Here is a 17493-nt window from a genome sequence, read left to right on the forward strand (position 1 = left end):
CCCATTTGGCTTCTTAACTCAGAGTCTAAATTAGCAATTACTAGTCCAACTGTATCACCAACTGTGCACCCTACAAACTCTGTAATAGAGGTAACTTTCTCGTTGCTTTGTCCATTAATTACCTTATCTAAAATCTCTGGATTCATTCTTATTCAGCACCTTCTTCAATTTTAAGGTTGTGCTGAGCTAATATTCTTTCTATGTCAGTGTGTGGTCGTGCTATTACATGTGAAGTTATTACTTCTCCTACATTTTTACCAGCTGCAAGGCCTGCTTCTACAGATGCTTTTACTGCTCCTACATCTCCTCTAACCATTACTGTAACCATTCCAGAACCTATATTTTCATATCCTATTAAAGCTACATTAGCTGCTTTAACCATAGCATCTGCTGCCTCTATTGATGTTACTAATCCTTTTGTTTCTATCATTCCTAATGCTTCTTGTCTCATTATGATAACCTCCTGATTTTTATATCTATTTTATTAATTAATAATTTAGTTTTAACTATTAAACCTGATAGTTAACTAGTATATGGTCAATATCAGTATGAGGACGTGCTATAACTTGTGTAGATATTATTTTACCTATTTTTTGAGCTGCACAAACACCTGCATCTACAGCTGCTTTTACGGCTCCTACATCTCCTCTAACCATTACTGTGATTAACCCTGAGCCAACATTTTCATATCCTATTAATAAAACATTAGCTGCTTTAGCCATAGCATCTGCTGCTTCTATTGCTGTTACAAGTCCAAGTGTCTCAATCATTCCTAGTGCTTCTTGTCGCATAATATCCTCCTAAACTTTTTATTATTTCTTATAATAAATGTTTTTCTACTGATGAAACTAAACCTTGCATCTTTTCAATTTCATTATGTGGACGTGCTATTACATGTGTGGATACTACTTCTCCTACATTTTTAGCAGCTATAACACCAGCTTCTACAGACGCTTTTACTGCTCCTACATCTCCTCTAACCATTACTGTGATTAACCCTGAACCAATTTTTTCATATCCCACTAATACAACATTTGCTGATTTAACCATAGCATCTGCTGCTTCTATTGCTGCAACTAGTCCTTTTGTTTCTATCATTCCTAATGCATCTCCCATGACATTACCTCCTTAGTTATAGATTTCTTACTTACAACTTAATTTTATAGCAATTTATTGCATAATCATTTCAATATCTATATCTATTTTTGTAATATTTTGCCTTATGAAAACATTTTCTTATTGTAATATTTATACTTTTTTTACTTTTTATAAAATTTAATACTTTGAACATAAAAAATAGATAGGAAAATTCCTATCTATTTTTTATGCTTTAAATATTATTTTAAACTCTGTAAAATCATTATTACTTGATACACTTAGTTCTCCATTATTTTTTTCAACTAACTCTTTTACTATAGCCAGTCCAAAACCATTTTCACTACTTTTTTTAGTTGTAAAACCTGGTTCAAATATCTTATTTATAATTTCATCATTTATCTTAGGACCATTATTTTTAATGTTTATATACACATTTCCAAATATTTTATAAGTTTTTATAACTATTAAACCATTTTCACCCATAGCAGTAACTGCATTACTAATTATATTAGAAATTATCCTTTGAAGATCGTACTCTGAAATATCAATTTTTGATACATTGTACTCTTCTTCTACAATTACATTTATGTTATTTGTTGTTATTGAGTTTACAATAACTGATATAATAGATTCTGAATTGGATAATACTTTTAAATTATCCGAAATAGAATTATTCCCATTTATAATATCTCTTAAAACGTCACCTAATCTCTCATATTGTTCCATTATATAAAGCCCATTTACATATGAAATTTGAGATCCATAGTCATGCTTAACCTTTTTTAATTCATTATTCTTATTCTGTAAGGCTTTATTTAGTTTACTTATTTCATCCATTTTATTTTTTGTATTAACAAAATATAATAGTAAGAGTACTAACAGTAATAATAAAAAGATTATAAATAGATTCTTGAAAAATACACTATCATTTCCGTGAATTATTAGTGAAAGAGATAGTATAGTATCAAGAGAAAAAGTTACTATAATAGAAATATCAAATCCATATCTTTTTTTACTTATAAATTGATATATGTTATATAATTTATCAATATATAATAAAGTTAAAAACTCTATTAGTATCATTGGTATATACATAACTACTATTGTAGAAATTTCTGCATTATTTATCGGTACCAAGCTTTGAACATATGACCATTGTATATTACCAAATACAATAGATGTTACTTGGAATAGAAAGTAAGTTATTACATATGCAATTACTATTTTTTCATAGTTTTTAATATAAAAACAAGTTAATATTAACATACATGATATATTCATAGATATAATTGATAAAGATGTTCCTCCCATTATATGGGTCAATGTAGATATAGATAAAAACATTGCAACTATATTTATTGCTAACCTTATGTGATTTATTTTACCTTGGATGAGTCCATCTTTGTTGACACAATAGTAAGGAATATATGCTAATAAAACTGATTGTATTATAGTGTTGATCAAATCTGCTATTTGTAGCATAAATTAATCTCCTTTGTATTTTTTCTATTAAGCTTAAATATATGTTATTTTTTAACTTCACAGTCGTTTTTTGTCATATATTGTTTCATTTTAGATTATAGCATAATTTAAAAATAAAGTATTTATATTTTATTTAGTTATATTAATTTTTTGTGTTTATTTTAATTGTTTATTGAAATTTACCTAGTCATGTTTTTAGTATTGATAATAATAATAAATTATATTTAAATATTATAAAAAAATAAAGTAGACTATAAATCTTAAATAATATTTACAGTCTACTTTATTTTAGTTTTAATATATAAGTTTTATTTAATATGTTAACTCTAATTGCATCTCTAGCTCTAAAAGTTCTTCATAACTTTGTCTTTTACATATTAATCTAGAGTTTCCGTTTGATACTGATACTACTGCCGGTTTAGGCATTTTATTATAATTTGATGCCATTGAATAACCATAAGCTCCTGTTGAAGATACCACTAATATATCTGAAGTTTCTATATCCATTATATTTACATCTTTTATTAATACATCTCCACTTTCACAACATTTACCTGCTATTGTAACTTTATTTATTTCATTATGACTCATTTTACTCGCAATAGAACACTCATATTTAGCTTGATATAGAGATGGTCTTATATTATCTGTCATCCCTCCATCTACACTTACATAAGTTCTAACATTTTTTATGTTTTTTATGGAACCTACTGTATAAAGTGTACTTCCTGCATTCGCAACTATTGATCTTCCAGGTTCTATTACAAGTATTGGAACTTTTATTCCTATATCTCTACAGACTTCTTTTGTCTTATTAATTATAGCTTCACAATATTCTTTTATAGTTTTAGCATTATCTTTTTTGGTATAATAAACACCCATTCCACCACCTAAGTCAACTTCTTTTATTTCTATATCGTATTTTTCTTTTATACTTTTTACTAAATTCATCATTATTACCACTTCATCTAAATAAGGGTCTATATCAAATATTTGAGATCCTATATGAGCATGAATCCCTACTAGTTCTATATTTTTATATTTTTTTACTTTTTCTATTGCTCTATCTAAATCCCTATTTTCAAGTGCAAATCCAAATTTAGAATCTAACTGCCCAGTTTTTATATAATTATGTGTATGAGCCTCTATCCCAGGAGTTATTCTAAAATATATTTTTTGTTTTTTATTTTTTCTCTTACAAATTGTTTCTATTAGATTAAGTTCATAAAAATTATCTACCACAAATCTTCCTACACCTAAGTTTATTCCCATTTCTACTTCATCTATTGTTTTATTACTTCCATGAAATAATATTTTCTCCATTGGGAAATTTGATTTGTGTGCAGTATACAACTCTCCTCCTGATACTACGTCTAGATACATCTTCTCCTCATTTAGAAGATTACACATATACATTGGTAAAAATGCCTTACCTGCATAAGCTACTCTATTTTCATCTTCTTCCACTCTGAAATGCTTTACAAATTTTTTGCAGTTATCTCTTGCTAGCTCTTCATCAAATACATAAAGCGGAGTTAAATATTTTTCTCTAAGCTCACTGCAACTCACATTCCCTATATATAATTGATCATTTCTTACAGACATAGTTCCATGAAGTTTCATTATATTACCTCCCTTAATATATAAAAAATCCCTTAAGTTACACTTAAGGGATATAAATATCATAAATAATAAACCACTATTATGATTCCTCAAATGTAGCTCAACACAAATTAAATTTGTGACAGTGATGCATATATTTTATACATCCCCAGGTATATAACTTTAAAGCATAGGTTATATCCTTCGGCGATAATTCCTTTTCTAATAAATCATTGTGCTTACCTCATTATTAGTACTCATAAGTACCGCGACCTCTACAATATTTATTTAGTTTTCGTTTTTCTTAAAAAGATTATACTCTTTAGTTTTTTATTGTGCAATATTTAATGTTATTTTTAATATTTTTTATTATATTTATTCATATATGTTCTCCATAAATTTATTAAATTAATCATCAAATTTGTTATAGATTTATTACCGCCTGAAATTCATATATAAAAAGTGTACATGTCTTATTGTAAATAACAATATACTATTATTAAGAGTTTTAATTAATTTATTTGGGGGATTTAAAAATGAAAAAAATTTTACTACTTTTGTCCATAATATCACTATTTACAGTTGGTTGTTCTTCTGATAATAACCAAGGAAAAATTGATATAAGAGGAAAAGTAACGTCTATAAATATAGATGGAGATAATTCAACGCTACTTGTAGAAGGTAAATTAGAGGATGATACAAATTACGATGAGGCATACGTTAATATAACTAAAGATACAAAGATTCAAAAATATGATATGGATAATTCATTTGATTTTTCTGAATTAGAGTTAGGTTTTATTGTTGAAGTAACATTTAAAGGCTCTGTAAAAGAAACATCTCCTGTACAAGGAAATGCTCAAACCCTTAAGATCATTAGTGAATAGTTAATATATACATACTATAAAAGTATAATTAAGTTAACTTTTTTTGAAAATTTGTCTTGCATTTTAAATATTTACTATATATAATAGGTTTTAACAAATAAAAATTAAATCTGTATTTAAAAAATAAGGAGTTTTAAGATGATAAAAAATATGAACTTGACTAATATATCAAAACTTAATATATTTTATTTTAGCTATTATAGTTAAGTTTGTATTTATGATGAATATATAAATCATAGATACAAACTAAATTGTTTGTATCTATGATGGCTAAAATTAATTTGTTATGCAAATTGCCACATAGATAGACACTATGTGGTTTTTATAATCCTAGGCCTTTAAAAGCCACATAGTGAATATACTATGTGGCTTTTTTATATTAAAAATAAAGAAAAGAGGAAAGACTATGAAAAAATTTAAAGATATAATTATTGTTGGTTTTGCATTATTTTCACTATTATTTGGAGCTGGAAACTTAATTTTCCCCCCCTACATAGGAGTAACCTCGGGTAGTCAATGGTTAATCAGTTTCTTGGGCTTCTTATTTGCTGATGTCGGGATTATAATACTTTCAATTATATCAGTTGCAAAAGCTGGATCTTACCAAGCAGTTGTTCAAAAAGCTGGCAAGAAGTTTGGATTTAGTTTAGAAGTTATAATGATGCTTTGTCTTGGACCTATTTTAGTTGTTCCAAGAACAGCTGCTACGACTTTTGAAATGAGTATACAACCATTATTTAGCTCTATTAATCCAATTATTTTCTCAGTATTATTTTTTACATTGACACTTTTATTAACTATAAGACCTACTAAAGTAATGGACATCATAGGGAAATTTTTAACACCTGTATTACTAATCACTCTAGCTATCTTAATAATAAAAGGAATTGTCTCACCTATTGGAAATTTAAATACTAATATAAATAATAATAGCTTATTCTCACATGGAATTACTCAAGGTTACCAAACTATGGGTGCCCTTGGAATAGGTGGAGTTGTAGCTCTTGTAATGTCATCATTTTTAGATAAAGGATACAATAATACTTCTAGCATAAAACTTACTATAAAAGCAGCTTTATTAGCAGCTGCAGGGCTTATACTAGTATATAGTGGATTAGCATACTTAGGTGCTACTGCTTCTAATATATATGATTCAAATATATCACAAACAACTTTATTAGTTAATATTTCAAATATGCTTTTAGGAAATACTGGATCATTAATACTTGCTGTAGTTGTTGCTTTTGCGTGTCTTACTACATCAATTGGATTAACTTCTGTTACTGGTAAATACTTTGAATATATTACTAATAAAAAATTAAAATATGAGTACATCGTTGTTTTTATCTGTGCATTTAGTACAATAGTTTCAAACTTCGGAGTTGATAAAATAATTTCTATTTCAATTCCTATACTTACAGTTATTTATCCAATATCATTGGTTCTAGTTATAATGAGTTTCTTAAAAAATCTTTTGAATAAAGATGAGATTTACAAAGGTGCAGCTTATGCAACTCTTTTAACTAGCTTACTTACAGTTATTGATAGCTTAAACTTAGGTTTAAATATAGACTTTATTCATAAGCTACCTTTTTCAAGTCTTGGATTCAACTGGGTAGTACCTGCTATAATAGGAGGATTTTTAGGTTTTATTTTAAGTACTAAAATAGAATTTAATAAAGCTAAGGTATAATTTTAATTCTATAAACTTTTCATAAACTAAAAAAGGCCATAGTTTCTATATAGAGACTATAGCCTTTTTTCTAAATTATATGATTTATTTGTATAAAACTTATATAAATTTAAATCTATGCCACCTGTTCTTTTTCTCTTATATTTAGTAATACTTTAGATATTAAAAATAACATAGGAAGTTCTATCAATGGTCCAATTATAAGCGCTAACGATATTAATGGCTTATCAGGAAATGTTGCTACTGCTATTGCAAGCGCTATTGGAGAATTTCTAGCTAGTGTAGTCAAGTTTAATGATACATTATCTTCATAACTTAAATTTATTATTTTTCCAACAAATCTTCCTACTATGAAATTTATTAAGAAAAATAATAATATAGGAACTAATAGTATTAATAAAATTTCAAGATTTTCTAAAAGTACCTTACCTTGTGATGTAAACATTGCTACTATCGCTAAGTTTAAAAAATATCCTTGATAATCACAAGCTTTGCAAGTCAACTTATCTTCAAATTTTTCAATTCCTATTTTGCTTATAGCAACCTTCCTAAATATAATAGCTAATGTAAGTGGTACTAATAAGCTATATATAACTCCTTTAGCTAAACTTACAATATTTATACTTACACTAGTTCCTCCTATTATAAAAATATAAAGTGGCAATAACACCAATTGAAGTATTAAATTAAGCGGTAAAACAGATGATCCTAAGGCAACATTACCTTTTGAAATACCTGTAAATATTAAATACCAATCAGTGCATGGAGTTACCATAAGCATAACAAATCCTATTAAAGTTTCTGGTTGATTGTTTAAAAATAACCTACCTAAAATAAATACAATAATTGGAGTCCAAATAAAATTCATAACTACAGATGTTATTGTAAATTTAACGTTCTTAAAAGATTTTCCTACTTCTTTTAATGGTATTTGTATGAAAACCAAAAATAGCATTATCATTAATGCAGGCATTATTAAATACTCTGCGTATCTTTGGAATATATTAATTTGACCTAGTATAATACCTATTGCGACCATTATCAAAATTATAAAACTTTGAAATTTATTTATATTATCCATCTTATCCTCCTTTGTATAATAATTTTCATATGATATAAATTATCACTTCTCATAAAATTATATCACAGTATTTTTCTACTTTCATTAAAATTAGAAATTAAACTAATTTTGATAAGATAAATACTATAACTGGTAGCTTAAATAAATACTTTACAAAACAGATAAAAGTTTTTATAAACTATTACATAAATAGTAATAAACTTACTGCCATAACAGCCATACCAGCTACCAATCCATAAATAGAAAGATGATCTTCTCCATACTCTCTAGATAATGGTAACAACTCGTCTAAAGATATAAATACCATAATACCTGCAACACCTGCAAACAATATTCCAAATACGATATCATTCATAATAGGCATTAATAATAAATATCCAACTAATGCTCCAATAGGTTCAGCAAGACCTGAGACGAAAGAATACATAAATGCTTTTTTCTTATCTCCTGTTGCATAATAAATAGGTACAGATACAGAAATTCCTTCTGGGATATTATGTATTGCAATAGCTACAACAATAGGAATAGCTATCGTTGGATCTTGTAATGCAGATATAAATGTAGCTAACCCTTCTGGAAAGTTATGAATTCCTATTGCAATAGCTGTAAAAATACCGGTTCTCATTAACCTGTTTTCTGATATAGTTAAATTTTCTACCTGCGAAATATTTTTTATTTCATGAGGATTGCTCTCTTTTGGGATTAATTTATCTATTAAAGCAATTAAAAGAATTCCTCCAAAAAAACCTAAAATAGTTATACCTGTTCCCAACTTATCTCCAAAAGGAACAATAAGAGAATCCTTTGCTTTTGCAAATATTTCTATCATAGATACATAAATCATTACACCAGCTGAAAAACCTAGGCTAATTGATAAAAACTTAGTATTTGTTTTTTTGAGAAAAATGCAATACAACTTCCTATTCCTGTAGATAACCCTGCAATAATAGTCAACACAAAGGCAAAAACAATATTTTCCATTTTACTACCTCCATTTATACTCTTTTAGCATAACTTTATGCTATATTGTTTTATTTTTTAATTTAATATAATAATAACTTATTTTTTATTAATTGTAAATAATAATCATTTTCAATTAAGTAAAATAATTTACTATTATAAGCTAATTTTTTAAGTTTTGCTAATCCGAATTATTCAAATCAAGCTTTAAAAGGTATATTGCATAAACTTTTACAGTTTATTACAAACCAAGCTCTATCTAGATTGAATAGGGATTGGAAAGGTGAAATTGAAAGCTATGATAAAGGTAAAGAACATATAATCAATTTTGCTGATATACTTTATGATAGTATAATTAATCAATTCCCGAAGAAATTTCAAATAGTTAGCAAATAAAAAAGTACTTTCTTCTAAAAGATAAGTACTTTTTATTATATCTAAAGTTTTATAATACTAGCAATTTCACTTGGATGGTTAACTATGTACTTTGGATTAAATTCCTCTAACTCTTCTCTATCTCTAAATCCCCAAGTTACTCCTATAGTATCAACGCCTGCTCTTATTCCTGTTTTCATATCTGTATCTGTATCACCAATGTATAGGCATTCACTTCTATTTATACCTAGGTTATCAAGAATCTTTATAACTCCTTCTTTATCAGGCTTTCTCCTAATCCCTTCTTGTTCTCCAGCTACTATATCAAAGTATTCTTCACCAAATATTTTCTCTACATTTTCAATAGTTCTTTCGTGAGGTTTATTAGAAAGTACTGCTATTTTAAGATTATTTTCTTTTATGTAATTTAACATATCTTTAATTCCATCATAAGCCTTAACTTCATGTAGACAATGAACTTCAAAATATTTCATATAAGTAATCAATGCATCTTCATAATTTACTAACTTAGTGTCTCCACATTCCTTTAATGCTCTTTCAATTAATACTTTATATCCATCACCAACTAGATGTTTGTATCTGTCTTCATCTATTGGTCCTAAATTATATTTTTTAAGCGTAAGATTTGTAGTGTATGAAATTGCTTTAATTGAATCAACTAATGTCCCATCTAAATCGAATATACAACATTTATACATATTTATTCTCCTTTTATTTTTTATATAATATTATTATAATATTTTTTTTAGTAAATAGTAATAAAAATAGAACATACATTATATGCTCTATTTTTTATTACTATTTATTTTAAATATAAGTCATAATTTCACTTAAATTTTTTCTAGTAATTTTTCTAATAATTTTTTCTTTAACTGTTCAGTTAAGTCGCTGTTAGATTTTTTAGTCGAATTTTTACCTTTAAAATTTGTTTTTTTATTTTGTTTTAATTTATTATTAGCATTATTTTTACTACTTTTTTTAGTCATACATATCCCTCAATTCTTTGAATATATGTTCTAATGTATAAATATGCATAATCTTATCTAAAGTTGACAATTGAAATTTTATAAATAAAAAAATTGTATAAAAAGAGTATGTTTTTCCAAAACATACTCTTTTTATATCACTTATTTTATCTTTATTTTTTCTTCTAATTTTATAACAGCTTCATGTATTCTTTTTTCTCTAGTTTCAGTTTTTTTAGCACTACTTATCAATTGTAAATACTTACATTTACAAGAATATGATAACGAATTATAAAATTCAAGTGCTTTTTCATTTTTTTCAAGTCCATCTTTAAAGTCATTTGGTAAGTCTATTTCTCTAATCTCTTCATCTTTTTCTATTTCAACAAATATAGTATCTCCTGCTTCTTTGCCTATATTTTTTCTTACTTCCTTAGTTAAACCTATCATATAACATGGAAGTCCCATCTTTACAATAGACCCTCTATATTCAAATCCATCAAATTTAGCTTTTACTTTTACTCTTTTAGCCTTAAATTCTTTTTCTACATCAAAAGGTATCTCTATATAAGTAGCATCTTTTCCATCATGTTTTTGTATTGTTGCTTCAAATTTGTAGCTCATAGAATGTCTCCTTGCAATTTATTATCTAAATGTTATTATATCATAGTTTTATCTTAGCTTTTGCAGATATATTTGTTATTAAAATATTTACCAAACTCATTAAATGTTAATTTAAATTTCGGTATTCCTACATAGTATGGAGCTATCTCATATAAACTAAAATATACTACTAGTCCGTCATTTTCTATATAAAACTGTTGATTATCACTAATTCCAGTGAATTTACCTTCATCCTGAAAATATAGTTCTTTATTTTTATTTATATTTTCTTTTATAAAGGTATCTACTATTTTTTTATAGTCTATACCTTTTTTAAACATGTCTGATAATTTTAGTCGTTTACCATCTCTTAAGTCATAGTTATAAGAATCTAAATAAGTCATACCATGAGCTCCTCCAGTAAACTCATACTTTTGTATGGGGATACTTATTGTATGATTTCTATTATATGTTACTTTATAATCTACAATTAATTCATATTGATATTTAATATACTCTTCTTTAGATTTTGACAGTACATTTATATACTCTTTTTCGTATTCCTTAGATTGTCTCTTTATCTCATTTTTATATTTCATAATATCATTATATATAGTTTGATTTATTCTATTAATAATTTCAATATTATAAAATGATGTATTAAAATAAGTTGCAAATGGTATTAAAATAGGATAGCTTATATTATATTTAAAAAACTCACTTTCTTTACTTATGCTTTGTCTATATATATACAGTGGATTATTTATGCAAGGTCTATAGTTATTATCCATTGTTATCCCTCCCTTATATTACTTTCTATTTACTATATAATATGTGTTATGAAGCAATAGTGGGTACAATAAAAAAGGAAATAGCTTTAACTATTTCCTTTTTCCTATTTAAAATCTTTTATGTTATTTTCTATACTTAAATATTGAAGTATACTTTGAAGTGGTAATTTTCTACTTTCTATCGCTAAGCCAAATTGCTCAAAAGCTTTATTAGTATCTTCACCATAAGTTTTTATTATTCCTTGTTCTAATTCATTTATATGGATATATATATATTCTTTTAAATCTTCAATTGTTTTTAAATTATTTATCTCTTCTCCACGTAATACATGTTTGAATATCTCAAATCCTTCTCCTTTTGCTCCCCATATGAAAATTCTAAATGTTATTAAAGATTTTTCTAGATATATTCCTGTACTTATAGAATTCATTTCATTTATATTTTCATATAAATGTTGATTAAAATCTATAAATCCACCATTCGATATCTCATGTGTTTTTTGATCACTGTATTCTATGTTATTTTTTACTATATTTTCATGAAAGTTTGTATATCCATTACTTTGAATTAATATTTCTACAAGTTTTGTAGGTTGTACAGATATTTTTTCTTTGCTTAAAAAATGAATTTGCATTATATTCTCCTTTAATCCTATATTATCCTATATTCCTATTTTAATACTTTATGTCGAATTTGCCTACAATAAAAATTAAATTTTAACTTTAAGTAACTTTTATACTTTATTAATTATTTTATATATAATCTGTTTAAGAGTACTTTTAATACTGTTAATTCTGCTTTACTTTTACATCTACCACAAGCTTCTCCAAATTTAGTTTCTCTTCTTACGTCGTCTACACTCATGCATCCCTTTAATTTGGCATCTTTTATATCTTTTACAGTTACATTAAAGCATCCACATATTCTATCGTCTTCTTTCATAATAGCCTCCACATTTTATTAAATATCTTATAATATAGTAATATACCCATTAATTATTAATATAAAAATATATGTTAACGGCTAGAATAAATATTTTTAGATAATATAAAAGAGTATCTTTAAAATTGATACTCTTTTATATTATTTTTCATTACTTTTATTTTCATTTAATTGTTCTTTAGTTAATATTTTCTTTCTAGAAATTAATGTATTGCATTCCATGCAAAAATAACTTGTACTTCCTCAACCATCTATAGTTTGTAGTTTTTTTCTGCAGTTTGGACAATAGTATTCTTTAGTCATAATATCACCCCTTGGTATATTATTTCATATATTAATACATACTTCAATATACATTGTTATTCTTTAATTATATATTTTTTTAATAAGATTTTTCTGGATCAAATTTTTCCTTCCATATTTCTTCTAACATTTTTAAGTCCTCTTTAAACTCTTTCGTACTTTGTCCCTCTTTCATATCTATTTCTTCTAAGATTTCAAAAGTAAATTTATCTGCACCAAATTCTTTTACATCCTTTTCCACTTTCATATGTGTTCCAGAACCTGTTTTCTTAAAAAAATTAAATCTATTCTCAGCACTTTTTAAATCTATATCATTTACTAAAAGATATTTTTCATTAACTAAATTAGTTATTTTATACACTCCCCCTGATATACTACGTTCTTTATATTCAAGGATAGCTTCTTTTCTACTCTTTCTATTTTCTTTCATCTTTTCATTCTCCTCATTATTTATACTTTCATTTATGTTCTTTTTCTTATTTCTACTTTTAGTTACGTTATAACAATTTCTACACGACGGGCTACAGTACTTTTCTTTTTCACTTTTTGCTATAAATACATTCTTACAATGTTCACAACGCTTTATTGTATTATTTTTATCTGTAACTGCAAATGAGTAAATTATTTCTATCGCTGTTTTTAAAGAGTCAAAATCCCATTCTATATACGGATTATCTAAAACACCAATTGTCATTCCAATTTTCTCAGCTTTAAATTTACCAGCCATTATTGTTACACTTTCTGTCAAGTTTATATTTTTATAAATTAATATTTGATTTATATGGGTTGCAATAGTTTTAGCAAAATCTATTATCCATTCTATTTTTTCACAGTAAAATCTAGAAAATACTAAATCTAATACAAGTGGTCTTTTACCATAAAATTTAGGTGAGTCTTCTGCTTTAAATAATGTCATATGCTTTCCTGATTTTCTTAAATAAACTTCATCTTCATTTGCAAAAGGTGTAAATAAGCTAAGGTACTTATCTTCATCCATTATTTTTTCATTAGTTTTTAAATGATTATTATCTGTAAGTAATACTTTTGATTCTCCTATAATATTTCTATTATAAACGCTAGATGTTATTATTCCTAATAATCCATACTCTTTTACAAAATTTAATATCATATCATTTATGACATCTTTATCAATTTCTTTATCTAATGCATTGTCTCCAATTTTTATTAAATCAAAAATCAAATCATTTGACTTATTAAATGGATTATAAATGGTAAATATTGAATTTTCTTTTGGAACTATGTAATCTGATCCATTTTCATCACTTTTTATTTCGTAATCGCTATATCTTATCCAATCAGTTCTAAATTGACCTATTAAATTAATATTATTTTTCATCTTTATACTTACCCGCCTTTTCGTAATAGTTTAATTGCATTAACATATTAACATAATAACTTTTAATATGTATTTTGTCAATTATTTTTAAACGTAAATATTTTTAGAATTATTTCAATATACAAGGCATTGTAAATTTAGGGTGTCATTATAACTTTCGAAATTTCACTTTTATATTTACTTTTATTTTGACCTTGTTTTTATAATCTATTATTGATGTATTCTAAAAATCACTATATATTATAAATAACAACGTAATTAAACTGTAATATGTATATATACTTTTATTATTACAACCCAACTCAGAAAAAAGGTACTAAAATATAAAGTTATTTTAGTACCTTTTTAAAATTTAAATAAATTTCAATAATATTTATAAGTAATTTATTTCATTATATATTTAATTTAATATTAGATAGTTTTTATATCTATCATAGTCTTGCTTACTACATTCAATATTTAATATAGTTCCCTCATCTGTATAATTTGTATTGATTATACTCGCATTTTCATTTAAGTAAGCTACTATTTCCCCCTCATTATAAGGGATTAATACCTTACACGTTATATAATCTCTAAATACTTTTTTGCATATACTCTCTATCAATTCTTCTATTCCTATACCAGATTTAGCTGATATATATATACCTCTATCAGAAGGTATAAATAATTTCATTAAATCTACTTTATTGTAAGCATAGATTACAGGTATATGCTCTGCACCTATTTGCTTTAATGTTTCATTAGTAACATCAATATGGCTTTCATAATTAGGGTTAGAAATATCAATTACATGAATTAATAGATCAGCCTCACAAGCTTCTTCTAGTGTAGATCTAAATGCCTTAACTAAATCATGAGGTAAATCACTTACAAATCCAACTGTGTCTGACAATAAAAACTCCTTATTATCAGGAAGTTTTATATTTCTTACATAAGTTTCTAGCGTTGCAAATAACATGTCTTTTTCAAAAACTTTTTTATCATCATTATCTTTAAATCTATTTATTAATTCATTCATGACTGATGACTTCCCTGCATTGGTATATCCTACTAATGCTATACTTGGTATATTAGATTTATTTCTTTTATTTCTCTGTGTATTTCTTTGATGCTTTAAAGTTTCAAGCTCTTTATTCAAAACTGCTATTTTATCCTCAATTTTTCTGCGGTCAAGCTCTAATTTAGTTTCCCCTACTCCTTTATTTTTAGTTCCTACCCCTCCACTTTGACGACCTAAATTTTCATTTGCTCCAATTAGTCTTGGTAGTAAATACTTAAGTCTTGCTACTTCTACTTGTAGTTTAGCTTCTCTAGTTTTTGCTCTTTGTGCAAAAATATCTAGTATTAAAGATGTTCTATCTAAAACTTGACACTTTAATTTTGACTCAATATTTCTTAATTGAGATGAAGACAATTCATTATTAAATATTACTACTTCAGCTTCTAAACTTTCTATTATATTTGATAATTCGTCAATCTTTCCACTTCCTATATAATAGGTTGGATTAACTTGTTTTGAATTTTGAACAATTGATCCTACCGATTCTATATCACATGCTAAAGCTAAATTTTCAAGTTCAATCATTGATTCATCAAAATTATTTTTATTATTTATATTAACCCCTACTAATATTCCTTTTACTTTCATATACATAATCTCCTTTTATTTACTATTTAATTTATAAATAGCACGGGATTATGACTATTTTTATACGTTTATATATTGTATAAATTTTATTTTTCTAATTTAGCCACAATCCGTGCGCTATCCTCTTAATCTTATATAAAATATACCTACTCTAGTATTCATTTTTACACCTCCTTATTTCGGTTATTTATAGCATAAAAATACCCTGAAACACTTCTAGTGCTCCAGGGTATTTTTATGAAAATATAAAACTATATAATTATATAGTTTTATATTTTGAGTTAGAGCAACATATATTAGATTTATTGAATATTCTAAATAAATTTTTCATATATATCACTCCTCTCTAACCGATTAATTATGTCTTAATTATAGTTTATTTTAAAATAATTGTAAATATATTTATTTACATTTTTTACATTCTTACTTCAGAGTTTTAATAAACATATCTCTTTTATTTTTATTATAACATTATATAAACATTTTAATTTTATATATATTAAAAATATAATAATAACATAGTAACATAAAATTTATTTATTCATATTATGTTAACGTAGTCATTATAAAATGACACTAAATTATAACACTAACTGGAGAGGGAAAATATGAATAAAGACTACTGGTATTACTACTTTGAAAATTATTATAGATGGATGAATTCTTATCTTAATCTATTAATATTATCTGGACATACTAGCAAAAACTTTTTTGAAAAATATATATCGGATGCATCTCAATTCGCACCACCTGTATCTGACAAAGTATATATAGACAGAATGTTTGGGGACGACTTAGATGATGATAATGATTTAGATGATAATAACGGAAATTGGAATAATAACAATACACAACCGAATAATTCTCAATGGAATAACAACTATAACAATACACAACCAGGTAATTCTCAATGGGATAACAACAATAACAATACACAACCAGATAACTCTCAATGGAATAACAACAATAACAGTACACAACCAGATAACTCTCAATGGAATAACAACAATAACAATACACAACCAGATAACTCTCAATGGAATAACAGCGTTGCTGAAAACTACGGATTTGGCGCATTTGAAAATGTCAGTGACACTCAATTAAATTTAACTACTCAACAAGGTCTTGTAGCAGATACTACTAGCATATTTGACCAATGTAAATGTTATCAAATTTTAAAAGTTGAAGCTAGAAAAAATAACAATACAATAAGATTCATGTTTATACCTAAATCAATAACGGCTAATGGCTTTAATGGATATATTTTAAGTTGTAATGGTCAAGGTCTTAATTTAAGAAATATAACTATTCCATTTTCAGCTATAGTAAGAATATCTTGTGTATCACTATAAAGTTTATGTTCAACTTAATTTAAATATATAAAAGCACTTAATTTCTTGAATTATTTATCAAGAATTAAGTGCTTTCTTATTATTTTAATTTTAAACAATTAATTTGTTATACCCCTATAGCACTACACATTTACCTCCACATTCAAAACATGTAGAATCTGGCTTTTCTTCTTTACTTATTTGTACAGATATAGATTTACATTTTTCACATTTAAGTTTAAATATTTTTCCGCTTTTTAATAATGGATCTATTAACTCATTCTTTTTGTTTCCCATTCTAAATTTCCCCCTTAACTATATTTTTATAATATATAACATATTTTAACATA

Annotated in this window: 19 protein-coding genes, 1 pseudogene and 1 riboswitch; of the genes and pseudogenes, 4 read left to right on the forward strand and 16 right to left on the reverse strand. The window is 25.7% G+C overall.

Translation table 11 applies throughout. From position 1 onward, the window contains the following. Window positions 1-148: 148 nt before the first annotated feature. From JWF52_RS02190 to lysA, 5 genes are all read right to left on the reverse strand, one after another. The gene (locus JWF52_RS02190; protein ID WP_042273919.1) at window positions 149-451 is read right to left on the reverse strand and encodes a BMC domain-containing protein; all 303 of its coding nucleotides are present in this window, start codon (window positions 449-451) and stop codon (window positions 149-151) included. Between the two features lie 58 nt (window positions 452-509). Then, window positions 510-791 carry a BMC domain-containing protein gene (locus JWF52_RS02195; protein ID WP_208331714.1) on the reverse strand — a complete coding sequence of 94 codons (282 nt, stop codon included), beginning with the start codon at window positions 789-791 and terminating at the stop codon, window positions 510-512. A gap of 28 nt (window positions 792-819) precedes the next feature. Then, a complete protein-coding gene (locus JWF52_RS02200) occupies window positions 820-1116 on the reverse strand; it encodes a BMC domain-containing protein (protein ID WP_208331715.1) in 297 nt (98 codons plus the stop codon). Window positions 1117-1323: 207 nt separating this feature from the next. Then, window positions 1324-2580 (reverse strand): sensor histidine kinase, encoded by a 1257-nt coding sequence (locus JWF52_RS02205; protein WP_208331716.1) that lies wholly within the window; start codon window positions 2578-2580, stop codon window positions 1324-1326. Window positions 2581-2892: 312 nt separating this feature from the next. Continuing rightward, entirely contained in the window at window positions 2893-4203 is a 1311-nt protein-coding gene (gene lysA, locus JWF52_RS02210; protein WP_208331717.1) for a diaminopimelate decarboxylase, read from the reverse strand. A gap of 88 nt (window positions 4204-4291) precedes the next feature. Beyond that, a riboswitch (Lysine riboswitch) is annotated at window positions 4292-4468 on the reverse strand. A 250-nt stretch (window positions 4469-4718) separates the two neighbouring features. On the opposite strand from lysA, the gene JWF52_RS02215 reads away from it, so the two are divergent. Continuing rightward, window positions 4719-5069, forward strand: a complete 351-nt coding sequence (locus tag JWF52_RS02215; RefSeq protein ID WP_208331718.1) for a DUF3221 domain-containing protein — start codon at window positions 4719-4721, stop codon at window positions 5067-5069. Between the two features lie 406 nt (window positions 5070-5475). Beyond that, the gene (brnQ, locus tag JWF52_RS02220; RefSeq protein WP_208331719.1) at window positions 5476-6762 is read left to right on the forward strand and encodes a branched-chain amino acid transport system II carrier protein; all 1287 of its coding nucleotides are present in this window, start codon (window positions 5476-5478) and stop codon (window positions 6760-6762) included. A gap of 115 nt (window positions 6763-6877) precedes the next feature. On the opposite strand, the gene JWF52_RS02225 is transcribed toward brnQ, so the two are convergent. Together JWF52_RS02225 and zupT are read right to left on the reverse strand one after the other, a co-directional pair. Further along, the gene (locus tag JWF52_RS02225; RefSeq protein WP_208331720.1) at window positions 6878-7843 is read right to left on the reverse strand and encodes an arsenic resistance protein; all 966 of its coding nucleotides are present in this window, start codon (window positions 7841-7843) and stop codon (window positions 6878-6880) included. Window positions 7844-8024: 181 nt separating this feature from the next. After that, window positions 8025-8824: pseudogene (gene zupT, locus JWF52_RS02230) on the reverse strand (zinc transporter ZupT). Between the two features lie 243 nt (window positions 8825-9067). Here zupT and JWF52_RS19160 point away from each other — a divergent pair. Then, complete coding sequence (locus JWF52_RS19160) at window positions 9068-9199, forward strand: hypothetical protein (protein ID WP_286183965.1); 132 nt, start codon at window positions 9068-9070, stop codon at window positions 9197-9199. Window positions 9200-9240: 41 nt separating this feature from the next. Here JWF52_RS19160 and JWF52_RS02235 read toward each other — a convergent pair whose 3' ends face one another. The 8 genes from JWF52_RS02235 to hflX form a co-directional block, all read right to left on the reverse strand. Continuing rightward, window positions 9241-9897 carry an HAD family hydrolase gene (locus JWF52_RS02235; RefSeq protein ID WP_208331721.1) on the reverse strand — a complete coding sequence of 219 codons (657 nt, stop codon included), beginning with the start codon at window positions 9895-9897 and terminating at the stop codon, window positions 9241-9243. 132 nt (window positions 9898-10029) lie between these two features. Further along, window positions 10030-10185 (reverse strand): hypothetical protein, encoded by a 156-nt coding sequence (locus tag JWF52_RS02240; RefSeq protein WP_208331722.1) that lies wholly within the window; start codon window positions 10183-10185, stop codon window positions 10030-10032. A 141-nt stretch (window positions 10186-10326) separates the two neighbouring features. Next, entirely contained in the window at window positions 10327-10788 is a 462-nt protein-coding gene (locus JWF52_RS02245) for a YdeI/OmpD-associated family protein (protein ID WP_208331723.1), read from the reverse strand. A 53-nt stretch (window positions 10789-10841) separates the two neighbouring features. Then, on the reverse strand, window positions 10842-11558 hold the full coding sequence (locus JWF52_RS02250) for a DUF3298 and DUF4163 domain-containing protein (RefSeq protein ID WP_208331724.1): 717 nt from the start codon (window positions 11556-11558) through the stop codon (window positions 10842-10844). A 104-nt stretch (window positions 11559-11662) separates the two neighbouring features. Further along, on the reverse strand, window positions 11663-12193 hold the full coding sequence (locus tag JWF52_RS02255; protein ID WP_208331725.1) for a hypothetical protein: 531 nt from the start codon (window positions 12191-12193) through the stop codon (window positions 11663-11665). 113 nt (window positions 12194-12306) lie between these two features. Continuing rightward, window positions 12307-12501: a (2Fe-2S)-binding protein gene (locus JWF52_RS02260; protein WP_208331726.1), complete on the reverse strand. Its 195-nt coding sequence runs from the start codon at window positions 12499-12501 to the stop codon at window positions 12307-12309. Window positions 12502-12883: 382 nt separating this feature from the next. Further along, window positions 12884-14161, reverse strand: a complete 1278-nt coding sequence (locus JWF52_RS19165) for a GIY-YIG nuclease family protein (protein ID WP_286183968.1) — start codon at window positions 14159-14161, stop codon at window positions 12884-12886. A 400-nt stretch (window positions 14162-14561) separates the two neighbouring features. Continuing rightward, window positions 14562-15812: a GTPase HflX gene (gene hflX, locus JWF52_RS02270; protein ID WP_353654857.1), complete on the reverse strand. Its 1251-nt coding sequence runs from the start codon at window positions 15810-15812 to the stop codon at window positions 14562-14564. 608 nt (window positions 15813-16420) lie between these two features. Between hflX and JWF52_RS02275 the strand changes: the two genes are divergently transcribed. Beyond that, the gene (locus JWF52_RS02275) at window positions 16421-17164 is read left to right on the forward strand and encodes a hypothetical protein (RefSeq protein ID WP_208331728.1); all 744 of its coding nucleotides are present in this window, start codon (window positions 16421-16423) and stop codon (window positions 17162-17164) included. A gap of 114 nt (window positions 17165-17278) precedes the next feature. Here the strand turns inward: JWF52_RS02275 and JWF52_RS02280 are convergent, their stop codons facing one another. After that, window positions 17279-17440: a hypothetical protein gene (locus JWF52_RS02280; protein WP_208331729.1), complete on the reverse strand. Its 162-nt coding sequence runs from the start codon at window positions 17438-17440 to the stop codon at window positions 17279-17281. Window positions 17441-17493 lie beyond the last annotated feature (53 nt).

Source organism: Clostridium sp. CCUG 7971, assembly GCF_017590215.1.
Classification (GTDB): domain Bacteria; phylum Bacillota; class Clostridia; order Peptostreptococcales; family Peptostreptococcaceae; genus Faecalimicrobium.